Genomic DNA, 18590 nt, shown 5'->3' with positions numbered 1-18590 from the left:
CCAGCATAGTCACCATCAACAACATAAAATCAGCACGCAACCAGGATTATGGAAATAGAATTGCAGATAAAGATGAATGAGAAATTGTTTCTCAGAAACCCAGAACAATCCGAACTGGGCAAGAAAATAATTATGCACAGCATTCGGCTAATACATAAAAACGGTTTTGAAGCCTTTACCTTTAAAAAGCTGGCCGAGGAAGTAGGCACGACTGAGGCGGGCGTTTATCGGTATTTCGAAAACAAACACCGTTTGTTGATTTACATTGCCGCTTGGTACTGGGCATGGCTGGAATATCAGGTCATGTATCAGACCAATAATATTCACGACCCTGTCGTTAAATTGAAAATGATCATCAAATTATTGGCGACCACCGTAAAAGAGGGAGTCCAAACCAGCTATGTCGATGCAAACCTGTTGCATCAAATCATTATCACGGAAGGCTCTAAAACCTATTTGACGAAACGGGTATCGGAAGACAACAACGACAAATTATTTAAACCTTACAAAGACCTATGCGCCCATATCGCCCAAGTCATTCTGGAATATAACCCCAACTACCGATACCCAAAATCCTTAGCCTCCACCATTATTGAAATGGCGCACTTTCAGAATTTCTTTAAAGACCACCTGCCTTCTTTAACCGATTTTGGCGACAAAAAAGACGAATCCGACACCGTCGCTTTTCTTGAGGACATGCTGTTTCGCGTCTTAAACTGCAATGAAAACTAAACCGGAACAGTCCGGCAAAACGCCAAAAGGCACGGCGATTGCGGCGCGGGCATCTTTGCCCGCAACAGCAGAAGAATTGCCGAAGTTAGCTAATGCGCACACCTACCCACCCAACTTGGCAAGTTGCCGTACCGCCCACCAACCCAAGCCCAGCCCCAACAAACAAGCCAGCGTATTGGCGGTAAAACCCAGCGCCAAGCCCCGCGCTTGGGCAGGATATGCAGACCCGTGTTCCAACAAATACAGCAACACATACAAACCCGACAGCCCCAAATAAGAAAACCCCAGCACAATCATTAACGTCAGTTGCTGTTCGATAGCCAGCGGCACTTTCGGTAACAGTGCCGTAGCGACCGCACTGATTAAAAACGCGCCAAACACATTGACGAGAATAATGCCGTAAGGGAACAGGCCATCGGGGCTGGGAAGGGTTTGCCCCGCCAAGGCCTTGCCGCAAAGCAAGCCCAACCAGATGGCCAGCAGACAGACACCGACACTCACTGCCACATTCAGCAAAGCCTTAACGGCTTGGCCTTGTTGCAGCAAGTATACGGTTTCTAAGGAGAAGGTGGAAAACGTGGTGAACGCCCCGATAAAACCGACCAGAATCGCCGCCCGATAATCCAAGGCAAAAGCGATGCGGTTCAGCACCAGGGCTTCGGTCAGCAAGCCCAACAGCAAGGAGCCGATGACATTAACCGCCAACGTGCCGTAAGGGAAACCGCGCCCTAACCAGTGATAAACGCCAGTCGACACCATAAAGCGTAACACGGCCCCGCAAGCGCCGCCCAACGCGACTGCAAACAGTTGGTTCATGCTTAATATTTAAGAAAATGTGTCCGGTAATAGCGCAATTCTTCAATCGACTCGATGATGTCGTCTAAGGCCTGATGCTTGGCCTGTTTTTGGAAACCTTGCTTAAGCTCCGGTGCCCAACGCGCCGCCAGTTCTTTCAAGGTCGAGACATCAATGCTACGATAGTGGAAGAACGCCTCCAACGTAGGCATATAGCGGTATAAAAAGCGGCGGTCTTGGCCGATGGTATTGCCGCACATCGGCGATGTCCGCTCAGGCAACCATTGGCGCAAAAAATCCAGCGTCATCGCTTCGGCTTCGGCATCGCCAATCGTCGAGGCCCTAACCCGTTCGATTAGGCCGGACGCGCCATGATGCGCTTGGTTCCAGTCATCCATTGCCGCTAAAGCCGCCTCAGACTGATGCACGGCGATAACCGGCCCTTGCGCCAAAATATTCAGCTCTTTGTCGGTGACAATAGTTGCCATTTCAATAATAAGGTCTATATCAGGGTTAAGACCGGTCATTTCCAAGTCTATCCAAATAAGATGTGAAGAATCTTGTGCCATGTCAATTCCGTTGTGTTTAATCTGGCGCTTAGTGTAGCATTGGGCAGTTAAATCCGCACCTTTGTGCAGCTTGTGCGTAAAACCACCCACAATTGACGGCGGACGGATGCAGGCCTAAATGAACGGTGCCGAACGACAGCACCACCCGTGCCGTCAACGACGCTTAGGAACGTGCATGAAATAAAATCGAAAGTACGGCAACCCCCTCCCAGCCTCCCCCTTGCCAGGGGGAGGGGCTTTCCCCCTGACTTTCGCCTGTACAACGGGAAAGACATAAGCTCCCTCCCCTGCCAAGGGGAGGGCTGGGGTGGGGTTTAACACGCTGAGGCGCAATGGAACGCCTACTTAATGTTACGCACGTTCCTTAGCGCTTAACCCACACCTGTTACCAATTAAAAAGGACTATTAATGAACACCTTTACGCTATTTTTTCTCTTCGCCCTGAGCTTGTCGTTCGGGGTAGAATACTGGCTGGCGCAGCGCCAAGCCAAACATGTCGCCGACCACCGCCCCGCCGTGCCGGAAGCCTTCCGTAACAGCGTCCCGTTAGAAGCACACCAAAAAGCCGCCGATTACACCTTGGCAAAAGGCAAACTCGGCGACATTGACCGCATCATCAGTGCCGTGGCCTTGCTGGCGCTGACCTTAGGCGGCGGCATCAACTTGGCGTTTGCCTGCTGGTCACAACTGCTTAGCTCGCCGTTTCTGGCCGGGCTGTTCGCCACCGCGACCGTTTTTCTCATCATGACCTTGGTGGAAATCCCCACCCAGCTCTACCAAACCTTCGTCATTGAAGAACGCTTTGGCTTTAACAAAAGCACCGTCCAACAATTCGCCAAAGACCAAGCCCTACAACTGGCCTTGGCTGCGGCGATTGGTTTGCCGCTGCTGGCGTTGATCTTATGGGTGATGGACAGCATCGGCTCCTCTTGGTGGCTGTGGGCTTGGGCGATATTAATGGGATTTTCGCTGCTGATGAGTTGGCTGTTCCCGACCGTCATCGCGCCGCTGTTCAATAAATTCACCCCGATGGAAGAAGGTTCTTTAAAAGACCGCATCCAAGGCTTGCTGGCGCGTTGCGACTTCCAAAGCCAAGGCATTTTCATCATGGACGGCTCCAAACGCTCCGGCCACGGCAACGCTTACTTCACAGGCTTAGGCAATAACAAACGCATCGTCTTTTACGATAACTTGGTCAATTCCTTAGACGAAGAAGAGCTGGAAGCGGTCTTAGCCCACGAACTGGGCCACTTCAAACGCAAGCATGTCATAAAAATGCTGGTCGCCAGCGCCGTTATGAGCCTGATCGGCTTCGCCGTGTTAGGCTGGCTGATAAACCAAGACTGGTTCTATACCGGCCTAGGGGTCAGCCTGGAGCAAAAATCCAATGCAGCGGCGTTAATGCTGTTTATGCTGGTATCCTCCACCTTCACCTTTTTTATGCAGCCCATCACCGCCTTCTGGCAACGCCAATTCGAGTTTGAGGCCGACGATTTTGCCGCCAACAACGCCCAAGCCAGCAAAATGATCAGCGGCTTAGTCAAACTTTACGAAGAGAACGCCAGCACTTTGACCCCCGACCCCCTCTACTCCGCGTTCCACTACAGCCACCCCCCAGCGGCCATCCGCATCGCCCACCTGACCGCCAAAGCCTGATGGCGGCGGTATTTCAAGGCTTGGTCATCGCCCACTTAGGCCAAGGTATCGCCGTCGAACACGACGGCGCTATCTGGCTCTGCCAAACGCGCCGGAAGATTGACACCGTCGCGGTGGGTGACCAAGTGATGGTCTCAGAAGCCGCGCCCCTGCAAGGGCGTATTGAAGAAATCCTGCCGCGCCGCTCCGTGCTGCTGCGGCCTGCCCGGGGCGACAAAGCCCGCCCGGTCGCCGCCAATATCGACACCGTGTTCATCATCTTTGCTGTCGAACCGTTTTGCGACTTTTTATTGCTCGACCAATATCTGGCGATTTGCGAAAACCATAATTTCAACGCCGCCTTGGTGCTGAACAAAACCGACCTGCCCGCCTCGGCAGATATTGAACACGAACTGGCGCATTATCGGCAACTCGGCTACCCGCTGTACCGCGTCAGCGCCGCCGCCAGCAACGGCCTGGACGAACTGAAAGCCGTCCTGAACCAGCAATTGAGCATTTTTGTCGGCCAATCCGGGGTAGGCAAATCCTCCTTAACCAACGCCCTGATCCCCGACAAAGAACTGAAAACCAACACCATCTCCGCCACCACCAAACACGGGCGGCACACCACCACCGCCGCCACCCTCTACCACCTGCCCGACGGCGGCGACCTGATCGACAGCCCCGGCGTGGCGATTTTTGGCTTGGCGGATATGAGCCTACAACAACTGGCTTACGGCTACCGCGAATTCCAACCCTTGCAGGACGAATGCCGCTTTAACAATTGTAGCCATGTCTCCGACAAAGGCTGCGCCGTCCGCGCCGCCGCCGAACAAGGCACCATCGCCCCAACCCGCTACCAACGCTTTTTGAAACTACGCGAGAAAATGTAAAGCTTAGCTTAGGGGGCGGGCGAACTGCGCCCCTCCCCGCCAGTATCTGCGAGCAACTCTTCTTTAATCACCTCAAGATAGCCATGACCAAAGCGCAAATCCGGTTCCAGATGATTGCCCTCAGCCCATTCGTTCCATGATTTGACAAACACAAACCGCCGCTGCTCAGGCAAGCTACTGACCCGCAGCAACGCTTTTTTCAACTGGCGGCGAAAGTATTTCGGGGTCGAATTGTTTAGGACTATACCCCGTTTGCCGCTACGCGGGGTATTATCCCAATTGGGGATCACACAAGGATAGCTCTCAATACCGTTGACAGGTGGCGCAATAAATTCCTCGCTGACTTTTTGATACGCGTAAACCATCGGTAACCCACACCATTGGGACAGCTTTTTCCGGCACACTGCCGTCAACTTACGCCAAGGCTGCCGCCAAGACAGCCATTGTTTACCCAGCGGAAAATGTAAATCAATGCTGGCATCAAACCCGGCCTGCTTAGGGTCCCAACACGGCGAGAAACGCGTTTCCGCAATCAGAAACAACCCCGGCAAGCCCGCCTGCACCGCCAACTCCCGCCAAAAATCCGTCACTTGCAGCGCGTCCGGCAATTCCTTAGGGTTATAAACCACAAAAACCGGCTTGCCATCGACGCACACATAACGCTTATCCAAAAACGACGGCAACAGATACTCAAAATGCCGACGATGGTCTGCCATGCCCGGATAAGTCTGCTCTATCAACACCTTATCCGCCGCACCATGCCAGATGCCCGACCAAGTCTGGTTCGCCCAACACAAACAGAACGGAAAATCCGGCTGCCCCGATGCCAACACCTCTTCAAAAGGCCGTTCCAATAACCGCTCTCCGGCAAACCAATAGTGATAATAACAAAACGCCTCAATGCCATAGTGGCGGGCCATATCGGCTTGGGCAGCGCGGGTTTCCGGTACCCGCAAATCATAAAAGCCCAAATCAGCCGGGATATGGGGTTGATAATGCCCCCAAAATAACGGTTTAGCCTTTGTGGTATTCGTCCACTCGGTAAAGCCCTTGCCCCACCACAAGTCATTTTCGGGGATAGGATGGTATTGGGGCAGATAAAGTGCTATTAAGCGGGCTTTTTTGCCAAAAGACGGCGATGCTTCTATAAATTCCATGTAAGATTAATCAAGTAAGACGTTCATAGCCAGTCAAATTATGCGCCAGATAACACACTAAGGCCATAAGATCCAGCTTTAAGAATGTGCCAGGCAAAGAATAAACCTTGGCCATAATTTCCACAATCATTTATGCAAATTCCGTCATTTATACTATAATTTTTCCAAGACGCAAGTGTTCCCGACGCAGAAACAACCTAATTATCACCATGCATCATATCCCTGCTACCCGTTACGGTATTCTTGAGCAAAACCGCCCCGATACGGCGTTAGAAGCAGCCGAACACGCCCTCGTGCTGTATTTCGAGGCACACCCGCGCGATTGAGAACAACATTAAATGGCTAAGACCGCAACCCCGGCATTGCTTGAAGAAGTGGCCGCTTATTATGCCGAAAAACTCCGCCAGCATGGGCAAACCCCGCAAGGTGTGGACTGGAACAGCGCCGCAGGCCAATGGCTACGCTTTCACCAACTCGCCAAATTGTTTGACGGCAACCAACACTTTTCCGTCAACGACTTAGGCAGCGGCTATGGGGCATTCTATGATTTTATCAGCCAGCACTATCCCCATGCCGCCTACATCGGCATCGACATCTGTGAAGCGATGACCGAAGCGGCACAGCAACGCCATGCCGGACAAACCCAAGCCCGCTTCATTTGCGCCGACAGCCCCGACCAAACCGCCGACTATGCCGTCACCAGCGGCATTTTTAATGTCCGCTTTGGCCGGACAGATTCAGAATGGCAGGCCTACTTAGAAACCACCTTAGACAGCCTAGACCGCAGCAGCAGCCGAGGTTTTGCCTTCAATTGCCTGACCCGTTACGCCGATGCCGACAAAATGAAAGCCAACCTGTACTACGCTGACCCGTGCCAACTCTTCGACCTGTGCAAGCGCAAATATTCGCGCAACGTCGCCTTACTGCATGACTACGACTTATACGAATTCACCCTCTTAGTCAGGAAAAGCTAAACTATGGGCAAACCACTGGTTATTTTTGGCACCGGCGACATCGCCCAACTGGCGCACTTCTATTTCAGCCGCGAATCCGATTACGACGTGACCGCCTTCACCGTCGACCGGGCTTATCTGCCGCCGAACGGCCTGTTTTGCGGCCTACCCGTCATCGCCTTTGACAGCCTGACCGACCACTACCCGCCCAGTACCTACGACTTGTTTGTCGCCCTCAGCTACGCGCAACTTAACGCCGTGCGCCGGGACAAATACCGCGCCGCCAAAGCTTTAGGCTACAGTTTAGCCAGCTTCATCAGCCCCCGCGCCAGCTTGCTCAATGACGGCCAGATCGGCGATAACTGCTTTATTTTTGAAGACAACACCATTCAACCCTTCGTCCGCATCGGCAACAATGTCACGCTCTGGAGCGGCAACCATATCGGCCACCATTCCGTCATCAAAGACCATTGCTTCATCGCCTCCCATGTCGTGGTGTCCGGCGGCGTGGAAATCGGCGAACAATGCTTTATCGGGGTCAACGCCACCCTGCGCGACCACATTAAAATCGGCGACCGCTGCGTCATCGGCGCGGGGGCACTCTTACTGGCCGATGCCGAAGCGGAAGGCGTGTATATCGGCAACGCCACCGAACGCGCCAGAGTACCCAGCACCCGGCTAAGAAAACTATGATCCAAGCTATACGGCCTGCAATGGTCTTTAGCCATTGCACAATAACCTAACCAGGTTAATCGTCATTTACTTAACATCAGACGCTACATGAACCAAACTTGGCGCAAACTAGGGCTGCTCTATTGCCCAGCGGGAGATAACCGCCACCCCAAACTCTTGACCCATGCCGCTAACCCCCTACCCGTCCTGATCGGCGGCGATGTCTACCGGATTTTTTTCAGCGGGCGGGATGCCCAAAACCGCTCCTCAGTAGGCGCAGTCGATATCGACATTGTCCGCCGTACCCTTATCTACGAACATGAACAACCCCTCTTTACCCACGGCCCGGCAGGCAGCTTCTATGCCGACGGCGTAAGCATCGGCAACTGCTACACCGCTAACGGAGTCCGCTATATGCTGTTCATGGGCTGGCAAACGCCCCAACACAGCCACTGGCGCGGCGACATCGGCCAACTGACCGTGCACCCCGACGGCAGCCTAAGCCTAGCCAACCCCGCACCGCTGTTCACCGCCAACCACCTAGACCCGCTCAGCTTCTCCTACCCGTGGGTACACCAACACCCCGACGGCAGCTACCGGATGTGGTACGGCTCCACCCAAAGCTGGGATGCAGGCAATGGCGAAATGCTCCACGTCATCAACACCGCCGCCTCACCCGACGGCCAACACTGGCAGCGCGAAGGCCTAGCCATCCCCTACGCACTGGGCATAGCCCAAGCCTTCTCCAGACCGACCGCTATACAAGCCGCCGACGGCAGCTACCAGATGTGGTTTTCTTACCGCAGCGGCACAGGCACAAGCTACCGCATCGGCCACGCCACCAGCCCCGACGGCCACCACTGGCAACTCGCCTTAGACACCGTCGGCATAGACGTATCCGCCAGCGGTTGGGATGCGGACATGATCGAATACCCCTTTGTCTTCACCCACCAAAGCCAAACCTATATGCTCTATAATGGTAACGGCTACGGCAAAAGCGGCTTCGGCTTAGCGGTGTTGGAAAGCTAACCCCCGTAGGTCGGGCAAGCGGTTCTGCCCGACACTTTAACCATTCCGCCAGATTCACTAAGGAACGTGCATAAAATAACTTGTGCTGGTTCCCAAGCTCCCGCTTGGGAACCAGCCTACGCGAAGCTCTTGCTTCGAGAATTCTAAAAAAAATCAGCGGCTGCGCCAAAAACCGCTTACGAACCTACCCGAACGGCGCTGAGAAATGTTAGCGTCCAAAATTCCCGAAGCGAGAGCTTCGGAAAGCTTGATTCCCAAGCCAGAGCTTGGGAACCAGCGTTTTTAATAGGATTCAGATCGGGCAAGCGGTTCTGCCCGACGTTTTAACCATTCCGCCCACCCAAAAGGACTAAAAATGAAACGTTGCCTAAACTGTAACGGCTATTTCGACGCGCCAGCACTAAGTTGCCCGCATTGCGGGACAACCCCCGCCGCCATCGCCGGATTCACCGCCTACAGCCCCGAATCCGCGCAGAACGGCAACGGCTTTAAAACCAGCTATTTCAGCGCACTGGCCCAGCTAGAAGCAGGCAATTTTTGGTTTTGCGCACGCAACCGCCTCATCCTATGGGCACTAAAAACCTACTGCCCCAACATCCGATCCTTCTTAGAAATCGGTTGCGGCACCGGCTTTGTCTTAACCGCCATCGCCCGCGCCTTCCCTCAAGCCCAACTGCACGGCAGTGACCTATTCAGCGACGGCCTAAGTTTTGCCGCCCAGCGCGTGCCAGCCGCCAACCTCATGCAAATGGATGCCCAACACATCCCGTTTTACGTAGAATTCGCTGCCATTGGCGCTTTCGATGTCTTAGAACATATCGCCGATGACCGCCGCGTACTGGCGCAAATCCACGCCGCCCTCAAACCCCAAGGCTACCTTATCCTGACCGTCCCCCAGCATCCCTGGTTATGGAGCCACCTAGATGACTATGCCTGCCATGCCCGCCGTTATGAGGCCAACGACTTGCACCAAAAAATCACCGCCGCCGGATTTACCCTGATCCGCAGCACCTCTTTTGTCTCAACCCTACTGCCCGCCATGATGCTCTCCCGCTGGCTACAGCACCGCAAACCCCACGGCACACTAAACGCATCGGCAGAACTGAAAATCCCCCGCTGGCTAAATACCATCTTAGCGGCGATACTGCGCGTTGAACTGGCGGCCATTAAAATCGGCCTCAACCTCCCCATCGGCGGCTCCCGGTTTATACTTGCCCAAAAACGGGAATGAATACGCATCTTGGAGCGCGGGCATCTTGCCCGCAAGAGCGGGCAAGATGCCCGCGCTCCAAAGAAGAAACCGCCTCATGATACTGAATAGCCAAAGTTATCTTATGCACCTTCCCCCTAATTTTCGCCTGTACGACGGGAAAGGCATAAGCTCCCTCCCCTGCGAAGGGGAGGGCTGGGGTGGGGTTTAACACGCAGAGATGCAATGAAACACCTATTTAATTTTACGCACCTTCCTTACCCAAACAACCCAAGCCCCCCCATGAAAAAAGTCGCCATCCTACAATCCAACTACATTCCCTGGAAAGGATACTTTGACCTAATTGCCGCCGTTGATGAATTCATCCTCTACGACGATATGCAATACACCCGACGGGACTGGCGCAACCGCAACCAGATCAAAACTCCGACAGGCGGGCAATGGCTGTCCGTCCCCGTACAAGTCAAAGGCAAATACCTACAAAAAATCCGCGATACCCAAATCGACGGCAATACCTGGCACAAACACCATTGGCAGACCCTCACCCACAACTACCGCCAAGCCCCCCACTTCAAAGACATCGCCGCGTGGCTAGAACCGCTCTACCACACCCCAGACAGCCACCTATCGACCCTCAACCGCCGCTTTCTCGAAGCTGTCTGCGCCTATCTGGGCATAAACACCGTCATCAGCAACTCCTGGGACTACCACCTGCCCGAAGGCAAAACCGAACGGCTCGCCGACCTGTGCGCACAAGCGGGCGGCAGCGAATACCTCTCCGGCCCCGCCGCCAAAAACTACCTCCAAGAAAACGTCTTCACCGACCGGGGCATCAAACTCACTTGGTTCGACTATCAGGACTATCCCGACTACCCGCAACTGTGGGGCGACTTCACCCACTACGTCTCCATCCTCGACTTACTGTTCAATTGTGGCCCCCAAGCCCCCCATTATATGAAATACGTCCGCCCATGAAACTGTCCATCGTCGCCACCCTCTACCACACCGCCCCCTACCTCAACGAATTTTACGCGCGGAGCAGCGCCGTCGCCCAACAACAGGCAGGCACAGATTATGAAATCATCCTAGTTAACGACGGCTCGCCAGATAACTCGCTAGCCCTCGCCATAGCCCTGACCGAAACCGACCCCCGGCTACGCGTCATCGACCTGGCGCGTAACTTCGGCCACCACAAAGCCATGATGACCGGCTTAGCGCAAAGCCAAGGCGACCGGGTATTCCTGCTCGACAGCGACCTGGAAGAAGAACCCGAATGGCTACCTAGCTTTGCCGAACAACTAAACGCCGAAGCCGCCGACATGGTCTATGGCGTACAAGGCCAACGCAAAGGCACACGCTGGGAACAACTGACTGGCAGCCTGTTCTACAAAACCTTCCGGGCCGTTACAGGCCTAGCGCAACCGGACAACATCGTCACCGCCCGCCTCATGACCCGCCGCTACGTCAACGCCCTGCTCAGCCATCAAGAACGCGAGATTAACATCGGCGGCTTATGGATTACTACGGGCTTTAAACAATGCCACCAAACCGTCCGCAAACATGCCACCAGCCCCACCACCTACTCGTTCCGACGCAAACTCAGCCACTTCGTCACCGCCGTGGTATCGTTCAGCAACCGCCCCCTAACAGCTACCTTATACGCCGGCACCTTACTCACCAGCACAGCCCTAGCCTATATCGCCTACCTGACCTTCTGCGCCAGCGCCCTAAACACCCCACCCACCACCACCAGCACCCTAATCGCCGCCCTCTGGCTATTCTCCGGCCTCATCATCTTCTTCCTAGGCATCCAAGGCATCTACATCGCCACCATTTTTACAGAAGTCAAACAACGCCCCTACACCATCATCCGCCACATCTACCAACAACCGCCCGCTACTGACAGCCAACACAGCGACTTACAGGCCGAGGCGATTGCAGCGGTTAGGCAAATGGATGTTAGCGAGCTTAAGGCGATGTTGGCGGGACGGGCTGTGCGGGATTAGGGGCAGGCTTGATGATGCGGTATTCGCTTCTTGTGGAGTTTCGGCATTCCAGCTCAAAGCATACGCCATTAAAAGAAATAGGGGGGGCAAACGGATTATTTTCTAAATATTTTATGAAAATGGTAATAGTTCATAGCATGGCGGATTCCGAGTTGCTACACTGGCGATCTGCTTGGTCGAGACGAGGTATACCATACGCATATTTCCCCTATTGCACATAAACAAAAAGTATTCATAATATTATTTAACGACTATATAATCATGCTTTAGCTTTAGCTTTAACATTGAGCTTAACATAGCGATCCTTTGCGGTCTTTCACGGTACGTCCAGCCAACATCTGGTCAGCAGCCAAAACAGACCAATTAAATCCCATGGCAATCTGTTGAAATATCGTCATGCAAGCGAAAAAATCAGGAGAGATACGATATGCCATACCCTATTATGCAGTGGGCTGATATTGCTACTAACTACCACCGAGGCACTATTGTACTGGGCAATGGAGCGAGCATTGCCGTGTCGTCGAGATTCGCCTACGATTCATTGCTGAAACACGTTCAGAATAGAGGCTTGCTCACAGATGATGTGAATAGCCTCTTCCAATTCTTTAGAACATCCGATTTCGAGCTCATCCTTCGACTGGTTTGGCAGGCGTTCAACGTCAACAAGTCACTGCGGATACCAGACTACCGCACACACCAAGCCTACCTGAATGTCAGAGACTGCCTGATCCAGGCTGTTCGTGATGTGCATCCTGATTACGGACAGATTAGCGACCAATTGCCTAGCATGTATCAGTTCCTCAGGAGCTTTGATACAGTTCTGTCGTTGAACTACGACCTGCTGGTCTACTGGACTATGACCTATGGACTCAACGTCCCGGACAACCATAAGTTCAAGGATTGCTTTCTGGGGAACGGAGCGTTCGACGATACCTGGCGGAGATTTCGCCTCCCTCTCAATGAGCTAAGCAACACTTTAGTATTTTACCCTCATGGAAGTTTGGCACTGTACCGGAATGCAGTGGAGCAGGAATTCAAGATCCATAATACAGGGGCAGGCGGCTTACTGGAGAAGATCATTGAGGAGTGGCGCAGCGAGCTATGCGTGCCGCTGTTTGTCAGTGAGGGAACAATGCAGCAAAAGGTGTCCTCGATTCAAAGCAGTTACTACCTTTCTACTGTATACAGGGAGGTGCTTACTTCGCCGCGAGAAACCTTGACGCTGTACGGCTGGGGACTCGGGGAACATGATCAACATCTGCTGAAAAGGATGCACGGAACCGGAATCCAACGGGTTGCTGTTTCCGTTTTTCGTTACGATCAGTACTATTGCAACTACGCGCACCAAGTCATTCAGTCTCATTTGGGGCCCATTCATGTGACTTTCTTTGATAGCGAAAGCCCTGGATGTTGGATTCACGCCATACCACATGATAGACAAGATGAAGAAAAAACTGATCGTACCAAATTATGGAGTAGCTAAAAATTCATTGATACCAAATTAAATCAATCAGGGGCGAAATGATCATAAAGACCCAAAAAAACCCAGTCCATGAGTTGCGGATTGCGGAAAGCCGTTTGAAGGACATTAAAAATGCGTACTTATGAAGAACTAAAAGCACTTGCCCTCTCTAATCCCGAAGTTAAAACCGAATACGACCGTATCGAACGCGAAGAAATGCCTATGCTGGATACCATTTTGGCAGCCCGCAAAGAAGCAGGGCTAACACAGGCACAAGTAGCTGAACGCATGGGTACAAAAGCCGCCGCTGTGGCACGGTTGGAAGCCGCTTTGGTTTCAGGCAAGCATTCGCCCAGCATCGCCACTTTACGCAAATATGCAAAAGCCTTGGGTAAGCAATTGGACGTTAGGCTGGTGTAGCCAAAAAATGCAGATATACCCGGAAAAAGGATATCATTCCAAACGCTTAATTTTAACACTAGCCCTCTCTATATGGCCTTCCAGTGCGGCTATGCACGCTTCAAAGCGACGGCTAAACCCAGATGCCTGCCTAACCCGCGCCAAAAACACACGCGCCAACCCTTCTGCATACCGCCAAGTTTCATTGGGTACGCTGCCATGAAGGTGCGCGTCGGGTAAGGTATCAGGCAGACCGCCGCCTGTGCGCGGAGCAAACGCCATGGGGGCCATATCATAAGCGGGGGCAATGCCATAAGGCCGACCGTGTTCGGCGATAAAGGATAAATTGCCGTTGTGCATATCCGAGTTACCGATTAATGTGCCAAATGCCCATAAGATAGCCGCGCCCTCGACGGCTTTGGCGTTGATTTGCCGCACATTAGCTAGGACACGCGCAATATCCGGCCAACTGCCGATACCTAAGCCAGCAAACTCCGCATCAAGCGCGGTCAACGAATGTAACGCACACCGCCCAAGCCTGCCGATGTGGTCAAAACGCACCACCTCAAGAAAGCGCTGACCGCCATGATCGATGATTTGGGTTTTGGCGGCAGCAATGCCCGCGTCGCGCAATACCTCAAGCGCCAGGTGTTCGGCCAGCAACAGATCACGCCAACGCTCGCTGACGGGGCTAGCTTCCAATTCGCTAAATTTCACAATAACATGCCGCGCCCCTTCGGCAGTCTCAGTATAGGCGGTAAATTTTGGCTGTTCGCCCCCGACAGATGAGCCGGGTGTCTCACCACGCGCCGCTTCAAGTGCCGCCAGGGCATACGCTTCTGCCTTTCGGCTCAATGCAATCGGCTCAGGAATAGGCGTGGTAAGAAAACGGGCCCTTGCCTTTTCCCCTAGCAGGATATTGCCTATAGTGTCATGCCCATGCACCAACAGCACCCGCAAAATAGGGGTGTCTGTCCACGCTTTCAGCCGCTCCGGCAACCCCAGTTCCGCGCCATACCGGGCAATATAAGCCCTCCCCAAATAGCCTTGTGGCCGCATGTCGTACAACCACCACGGCAGTCCGTCGCTGTGCAGGGCTACGCCATCCTCTTGGCGCATGACAAACCCCTCTGGCCGAACCGGAATCAACACGCCCAATTGCCGGATAGCACCTTCTGCATTAACCCGGTAGATAGGTATATCGGGTAAGCCGCGAGCGTTATTGCGTAGCGTGTAGTGAATGGATCGCGCCGCGCCAAACCGAACAATATCGCCACCCAACTCAGCCACCGCCCGCGACATGGTCGGCTGGCTAACACCGAGTTTCCCCCGCAATTGCGCCGCCGACAGAGGGCCTGAGGCGAGTTGTGTACGGATATGCTCAGCGTGAAGCGTCATTAGGCGAATGAATTAATGAATAGATAAGTGAATGGATAGTATAGGCCTATCACCCCGACTTTTACAAAAGTCAAACACCGCCCCTACACCATCATCCGCCACAGCTACCAACCAACACCCAGCACAGCAGCTTACAGACCGAAGCTTTTGTTTTGGCAAACTACCCGCGCCCACCCATATTAAGCCCCTCTCCAACAAAAAACCCAAAAATAATAATTCCCCCAACTAAAATTTAATGCTACTATCTTTACCGAACGTTCGTTAGGATTAATAAAAAAGTGACTTCCAAAGAAAAAATATTAAATGCGGCCATTATCTTGTTCGCGGAAAAAGGCTATACCGGGTTGTCGATGCGGCAATTGGCTTGTGCGGTGGATATGAGCGTCGCGGCGATTTACCACCATTTCCCTGATAAAAACGCCTTATATCTGGCGGCGACCCATTATGCGTTTGCAGGCAAGGAATCGGTTTTTGCGCAAGTGTGGGCAGCGGAGTGTACGCCAGCGGAACGGCTGCAACGTCTCATCTTGGCCATCATCACCGTAATGTCTATGGATAACGATTTTTGCCGTTTGGTACAGCGGGAAATTATGGAGGCCGACACCGAACGGATGCAATTTCTGGCGCAAAGTGTCTTTAAAAACCAGTTTGACCGCTTACTACAACTGGTGCAGGAACTGGCACCGCAACAGGATGCTTATCTGGTGGCGACTTCCATCATTGGTTTGGTAAAAATCCATGTTGACCATCGGCCCTTAAACAGGCATTTTCCTGGTTGGCAATCCGATTATGAACAACCTAAAATAATCGCCAGCCATATCAGCAACTTACTGCTTAATGGCTTAACCCCACGATAATCCGCACCGCCCAATAATACTAGCACAACCCGCTGCGGGCTTGCCATCCGCAGCCGATTCAGCCCACATTTCAACCTAACTTACCTTAAAACCCGCTGGCCCGCTTCGGCACCGCTAAATTACCCAAGGGGAACACATTACATGGCTTTTACACTACGGAACCCTCCCGCCAGTACCGCCCGGTTTGGCTTCCGCCTAGGGCTGATCGCTAGCCTGATGGCGGTGTCCAGCTGCACTATGGGGCCGGACTTTACCTCCCCCGCTGCACCGGATGTCAAAACCTACAGCCCGCACGGCGAAACCGAACAGGCCGTCCACGCGCTGGCCTTCGGCAAACAAATGCCCAGCAAATGGTGGACATTGTTCCATTCTAAGCCACTAACGGCCTTAATTGAGCAGGCTATCAAGCATAACCCTGATTTACAGTCGGCCTACGCCACTTTGGTGCAGGCACGCGAAAATGCCATATCCCAACAAAGCTCGTTATGGCCCGCGCTGGACGCGACCGGGTACGCGACCCGCCAACAAGTGTCGGGGGCGCAATTCGGTAGCCCTAGCCGGGGCAGTTCGGTGTTTAACTTGTTCAACACCTCAATCGGGGTATCTTATACGTTAGACGCATTCGGGTCTGTCCGGCGGCAAATCGAAGGCATGGACGCGCAAGCCGAATACCAACGCTTCCAACTGGAAGGCGCGTTTCTGACTATCGCCTCGAATATCGTCACCACCGCCGTACTGGAAGCGTCGCTACGCGCCCAAATCACGGCGACCCAAGCCATGATGACCGATCAGGCCGAGCAACTGGCCGTACTGCAACAGCAGTTTGATTTAGGCGGCATCGCCAAGACTGCCGTGTTGGCGCAACAATCTTTGCTGGAGCAAACCAAAACGACCTTGCCACCTTTGCAACAGCAATTGGCACAAGCGCGTAACCGCCTAAAAGTCTTGGTCGGCACTTATCCCAGCACCGACTTGGCGGCACAGTTTAAGCTGGACGAACTGCAACTGCCAGATAGCTTGCCGCTGAGCCTGCCTTCGCAATTGGTGCGGCAACGCCCCGACATCCGCGCCCAAGAAGCCTTGCTACACGCCGCCAGTGCGCAAATTGGCGTGGTCATCGCCAGCGTCTTCCCTAACTTTACCCTTAAGGCCAATGTTTCGACCATCGCCACCGAAGCGGGCAATTTGTTCGCACCCGGCAGCGATATTTGGAATATGACCGCCAACTTGGCGCAACCGATTTTCCATGGTGGGCAACTGACCCACCAACGCTTAGTCGCCAAAGCCGCTTATCAGCAGGTCGCCGAACAATACCGCAGCACGGTTTTAAAAGCTTTTGAAAATGTCGCCGATAGCTTAAGCGCCCTGCGCTACGATGCCGATGCCCTGCAAGCCCAAGATGCCGCGCTTAAGGCCGCTAATGACAGTTTAGAACTGACCCGCAGCCAATTCCGGCTCGGCGCCATCAGTTATGTGGATTTATTGACCGCACAACACGACTATCAGCAAGCCCGCTTAGGCCAAATTAAGGCGAAAGCCAGCCAAATTTCCGACACGGCGGCGCTGTTTCTGGCGTTAGGGGGCGGCTGGTGGCAACGCGATTTGCCGGCCACGCTGCAAGACAACCAGCCCAAACCCAAGAAAGCCGGGTCCTTACTTGAACAATTCGAACAATTTCGCAAAGGAAAATAATATGTTTAAGCGTATGCTCATTATGCTCATCACCGTCGGTGTCGTGCTGGGGGGAGTGTTTGGTTTTATCGAGTTCAAAGGGCGCATGATAAAGCAATACATGGCCTCGCAAGGTGAACCGCCGCAAACCGTCTCCACCATTACCGCCAGCTATCAGGATTGGCTACCCAAACGGGAAGCCGTGGCAAGCTTACGCGCCGCGCAAGGGGTTGAGATCAGCTCGGAAGTCGCCGGATCGGTCAGTGCCATCCATTTTAAACAAGGCGATAACGTTGCCGCCAATACGCCATTGCTGCAACTGCGTGCCGATGACGAAATCGCCAAGCTCAATTCGCTAAACGCCACCGCCGAATTGGCGCGGATCACCTTCCGGCGTTCCGAGGCGCAATTTAACGCCAAAGCCATTAGCCAGCAGACTGTCGACATTGACCGCGCCAACCTCAACGTCGCTTTGGCGAATGTCGCCGTGCAACAGGCCTTAATCGACAAAAAAACCCTCCGCGCCCCTTTTAGCGGCCAGCTAGGTATCCGTACCATTGATGCCGGACAGTTCTTGGCCGCCGGCACCGCCATTACTACCTTGCAAAATTTGGACATCCTGTATGCCGATTTTTATTTGCCCCAGCAAGATTTGGCGGTGCTAAAAACGGGCCAAGCTGTCCATCTGCAAACCGATGCCTATCCGGGCGAGCAGTTTGGCGGCGAAATCAGCGTCATCGACCCAAAAGTGGACAGCAACTCGCGTAACGTTCTAGTCCGGGCAACGTTTAAAAACCCCAACCACCGCTTGTTGCCGGGCATGTATGCGAAAGTCCAAGTGGTTGTAGGTACGCCCCAGCCCTTCATTACCGTGCCGCGCACCGCCATCAGCTTTAACACCTTTGGCGCGACCGTCTTTGTGGTCGACGAGCAAAAAGATGACAAAGGCCAGCCTAAACGCAGTGCCCGCCAAGCCCTGGTCACCACAGGCGCAAGCCGGGGCGACCAAATCAGCGTTGCCAAAGGCCTTAATGCGGGCGAGACCGTGGTCACGTCTGGACAAATCAAGCTGCATAACGGCAGCACCGTCCTGATTGACAACAGCCAACAGCCCAGCAACGACCCCGCCCCTCAACCCATAGACCAATAAAC

At 53.5% G+C, this 18590-nt stretch carries 18 protein-coding genes; 14 read left to right on the top strand and 4 right to left on the bottom strand.

The features are described 5' to 3' along the window. Nucleotides 1-72 precede the first annotated feature (72 nt). Complete coding sequence (locus CEK71_RS08675) at nucleotides 73-732, top strand: TetR/AcrR family transcriptional regulator (RefSeq protein ID WP_232463788.1); 660 nt, start codon at nucleotides 73-75, stop codon at nucleotides 730-732. A 102-nt stretch (nucleotides 733-834) separates the two neighbouring features. Here the strand turns inward: CEK71_RS08675 and crcB are convergent, their stop codons facing one another. Both crcB and orn read right to left on the bottom strand, forming a co-directional pair. Next, a complete protein-coding gene (gene crcB / locus CEK71_RS08670) occupies nucleotides 835-1548 on the bottom strand; it encodes a fluoride efflux transporter CrcB (protein WP_088619024.1) in 714 nt (237 codons plus the stop codon). Between the two features lie 2 nt (nucleotides 1549-1550). Next, a complete protein-coding gene (gene orn, locus CEK71_RS08665) occupies nucleotides 1551-2096 on the bottom strand; it encodes an oligoribonuclease (RefSeq protein ID WP_088621551.1) in 546 nt (181 codons plus the stop codon). Nucleotides 2097-2504: 408 nt separating this feature from the next. On the opposite strand from orn, the gene CEK71_RS08660 reads away from it, so the two are divergent. Further along, nucleotides 2505-3752 carry a M48 family metallopeptidase gene (locus CEK71_RS08660; RefSeq protein WP_088619023.1) on the top strand — a complete coding sequence of 416 codons (1248 nt, stop codon included), beginning with the start codon at nucleotides 2505-2507 and terminating at the stop codon, nucleotides 3750-3752. Continuing rightward, entirely contained in the window at nucleotides 3752-4624 is an 873-nt protein-coding gene (rsgA, locus tag CEK71_RS08655; RefSeq protein ID WP_088619022.1) for a ribosome small subunit-dependent GTPase A, read from the top strand. Before CEK71_RS08660 ends, rsgA begins: the two co-directional genes overlap by 1 nt. Nucleotides 4625-4632: 8 nt before the next feature. Here rsgA and CEK71_RS08650 read toward each other — a convergent pair whose 3' ends face one another. Next, complete coding sequence (locus CEK71_RS08650) at nucleotides 4633-5781, bottom strand: glycosyltransferase WbsX family protein (RefSeq protein ID WP_088619021.1); 1149 nt, start codon at nucleotides 5779-5781, stop codon at nucleotides 4633-4635. Nucleotides 5782-6119: 338 nt separating this feature from the next. On the opposite strand from CEK71_RS08650, the gene CEK71_RS08645 reads away from it, so the two are divergent. The 8 genes from CEK71_RS08645 to CEK71_RS08610 all read left to right on the top strand — a co-directional run bounded on the left by CEK71_RS08645 (nucleotide 6120) and on the right by CEK71_RS08610 (nucleotide 13533). Further along, nucleotides 6120-6755: a class I SAM-dependent methyltransferase gene (locus CEK71_RS08645; RefSeq protein ID WP_088619020.1), complete on the top strand. Its 636-nt coding sequence runs from the start codon at nucleotides 6120-6122 to the stop codon at nucleotides 6753-6755. A 3-nt stretch (nucleotides 6756-6758) separates the two neighbouring features. After that, nucleotides 6759-7427 (top strand): acetyltransferase, encoded by a 669-nt coding sequence (locus CEK71_RS08640; RefSeq protein ID WP_088619019.1) that lies wholly within the window; start codon nucleotides 6759-6761, stop codon nucleotides 7425-7427. 87 nt (nucleotides 7428-7514) lie between these two features. Then, the gene (locus tag CEK71_RS08635; protein WP_088619018.1) at nucleotides 7515-8435 is read left to right on the top strand and encodes a glycoside hydrolase family protein; all 921 of its coding nucleotides are present in this window, start codon (nucleotides 7515-7517) and stop codon (nucleotides 8433-8435) included. A 355-nt stretch (nucleotides 8436-8790) separates the two neighbouring features. Further along, complete coding sequence (locus tag CEK71_RS08630) at nucleotides 8791-9666, top strand: class I SAM-dependent methyltransferase (protein ID WP_088619017.1); 876 nt, start codon at nucleotides 8791-8793, stop codon at nucleotides 9664-9666. 261 nt (nucleotides 9667-9927) lie between these two features. Continuing rightward, complete coding sequence (locus CEK71_RS08625; protein ID WP_088619016.1) at nucleotides 9928-10620, top strand: WbqC family protein; 693 nt, start codon at nucleotides 9928-9930, stop codon at nucleotides 10618-10620. Further along, a complete protein-coding gene (locus tag CEK71_RS08620; RefSeq protein WP_088619015.1) occupies nucleotides 10617-11651 on the top strand; it encodes a glycosyltransferase family 2 protein in 1035 nt (344 codons plus the stop codon). The genes CEK71_RS08625 and CEK71_RS08620 overlap by 4 nt, the downstream gene beginning before the upstream one ends. Nucleotides 11652-12078: 427 nt before the next feature. Further along, on the top strand, nucleotides 12079-13134 hold the full coding sequence (locus CEK71_RS08615) for a DUF4917 family protein (protein ID WP_088619014.1): 1056 nt from the start codon (nucleotides 12079-12081) through the stop codon (nucleotides 13132-13134). Nucleotides 13135-13245: 111 nt separating this feature from the next. After that, on the top strand, nucleotides 13246-13533 hold the full coding sequence (locus CEK71_RS08610) for a helix-turn-helix domain-containing protein (RefSeq protein ID WP_088619013.1): 288 nt from the start codon (nucleotides 13246-13248) through the stop codon (nucleotides 13531-13533). A gap of 33 nt (nucleotides 13534-13566) precedes the next feature. Here the strand turns inward: CEK71_RS08610 and yjjJ are convergent, their stop codons facing one another. After that, entirely contained in the window at nucleotides 13567-14910 is a 1344-nt protein-coding gene (gene yjjJ, locus CEK71_RS08605) for a type II toxin-antitoxin system HipA family toxin YjjJ (protein WP_088619012.1), read from the bottom strand. Between the two features lie 278 nt (nucleotides 14911-15188). On the opposite strand from yjjJ, the gene CEK71_RS08600 reads away from it, so the two are divergent. The 3 genes from CEK71_RS08600 to CEK71_RS08590 all read left to right on the top strand — a co-directional run bounded on the left by CEK71_RS08600 (nucleotide 15189) and on the right by CEK71_RS08590 (nucleotide 18588). Next, complete coding sequence (locus tag CEK71_RS08600) at nucleotides 15189-15767, top strand: TetR/AcrR family transcriptional regulator (protein WP_157679073.1); 579 nt, start codon at nucleotides 15189-15191, stop codon at nucleotides 15765-15767. A gap of 141 nt (nucleotides 15768-15908) precedes the next feature. Further along, on the top strand, nucleotides 15909-17459 hold the full coding sequence (locus CEK71_RS08595) for an efflux transporter outer membrane subunit (protein ID WP_088619010.1): 1551 nt from the start codon (nucleotides 15909-15911) through the stop codon (nucleotides 17457-17459). A gap of 1 nt (nucleotide 17460) precedes the next feature. Next, nucleotides 17461-18588 carry an efflux RND transporter periplasmic adaptor subunit gene (locus tag CEK71_RS08590; RefSeq protein WP_088619009.1) on the top strand — a complete coding sequence of 376 codons (1128 nt, stop codon included), beginning with the start codon at nucleotides 17461-17463 and terminating at the stop codon, nucleotides 18586-18588. Nucleotides 18589-18590 lie beyond the last annotated feature (2 nt).

Origin of the sequence: Methylovulum psychrotolerans (assembly GCF_002209385.1) — a bacterium.
Classification (GTDB): Bacteria; Pseudomonadota; Gammaproteobacteria; order Methylococcales; family Methylomonadaceae; genus Methylovulum; species Methylovulum psychrotolerans.
The sequence above is the reverse complement of the archived record's forward strand: the minus strand, read 5'-3'. Positions and strand labels throughout refer to the sequence as shown.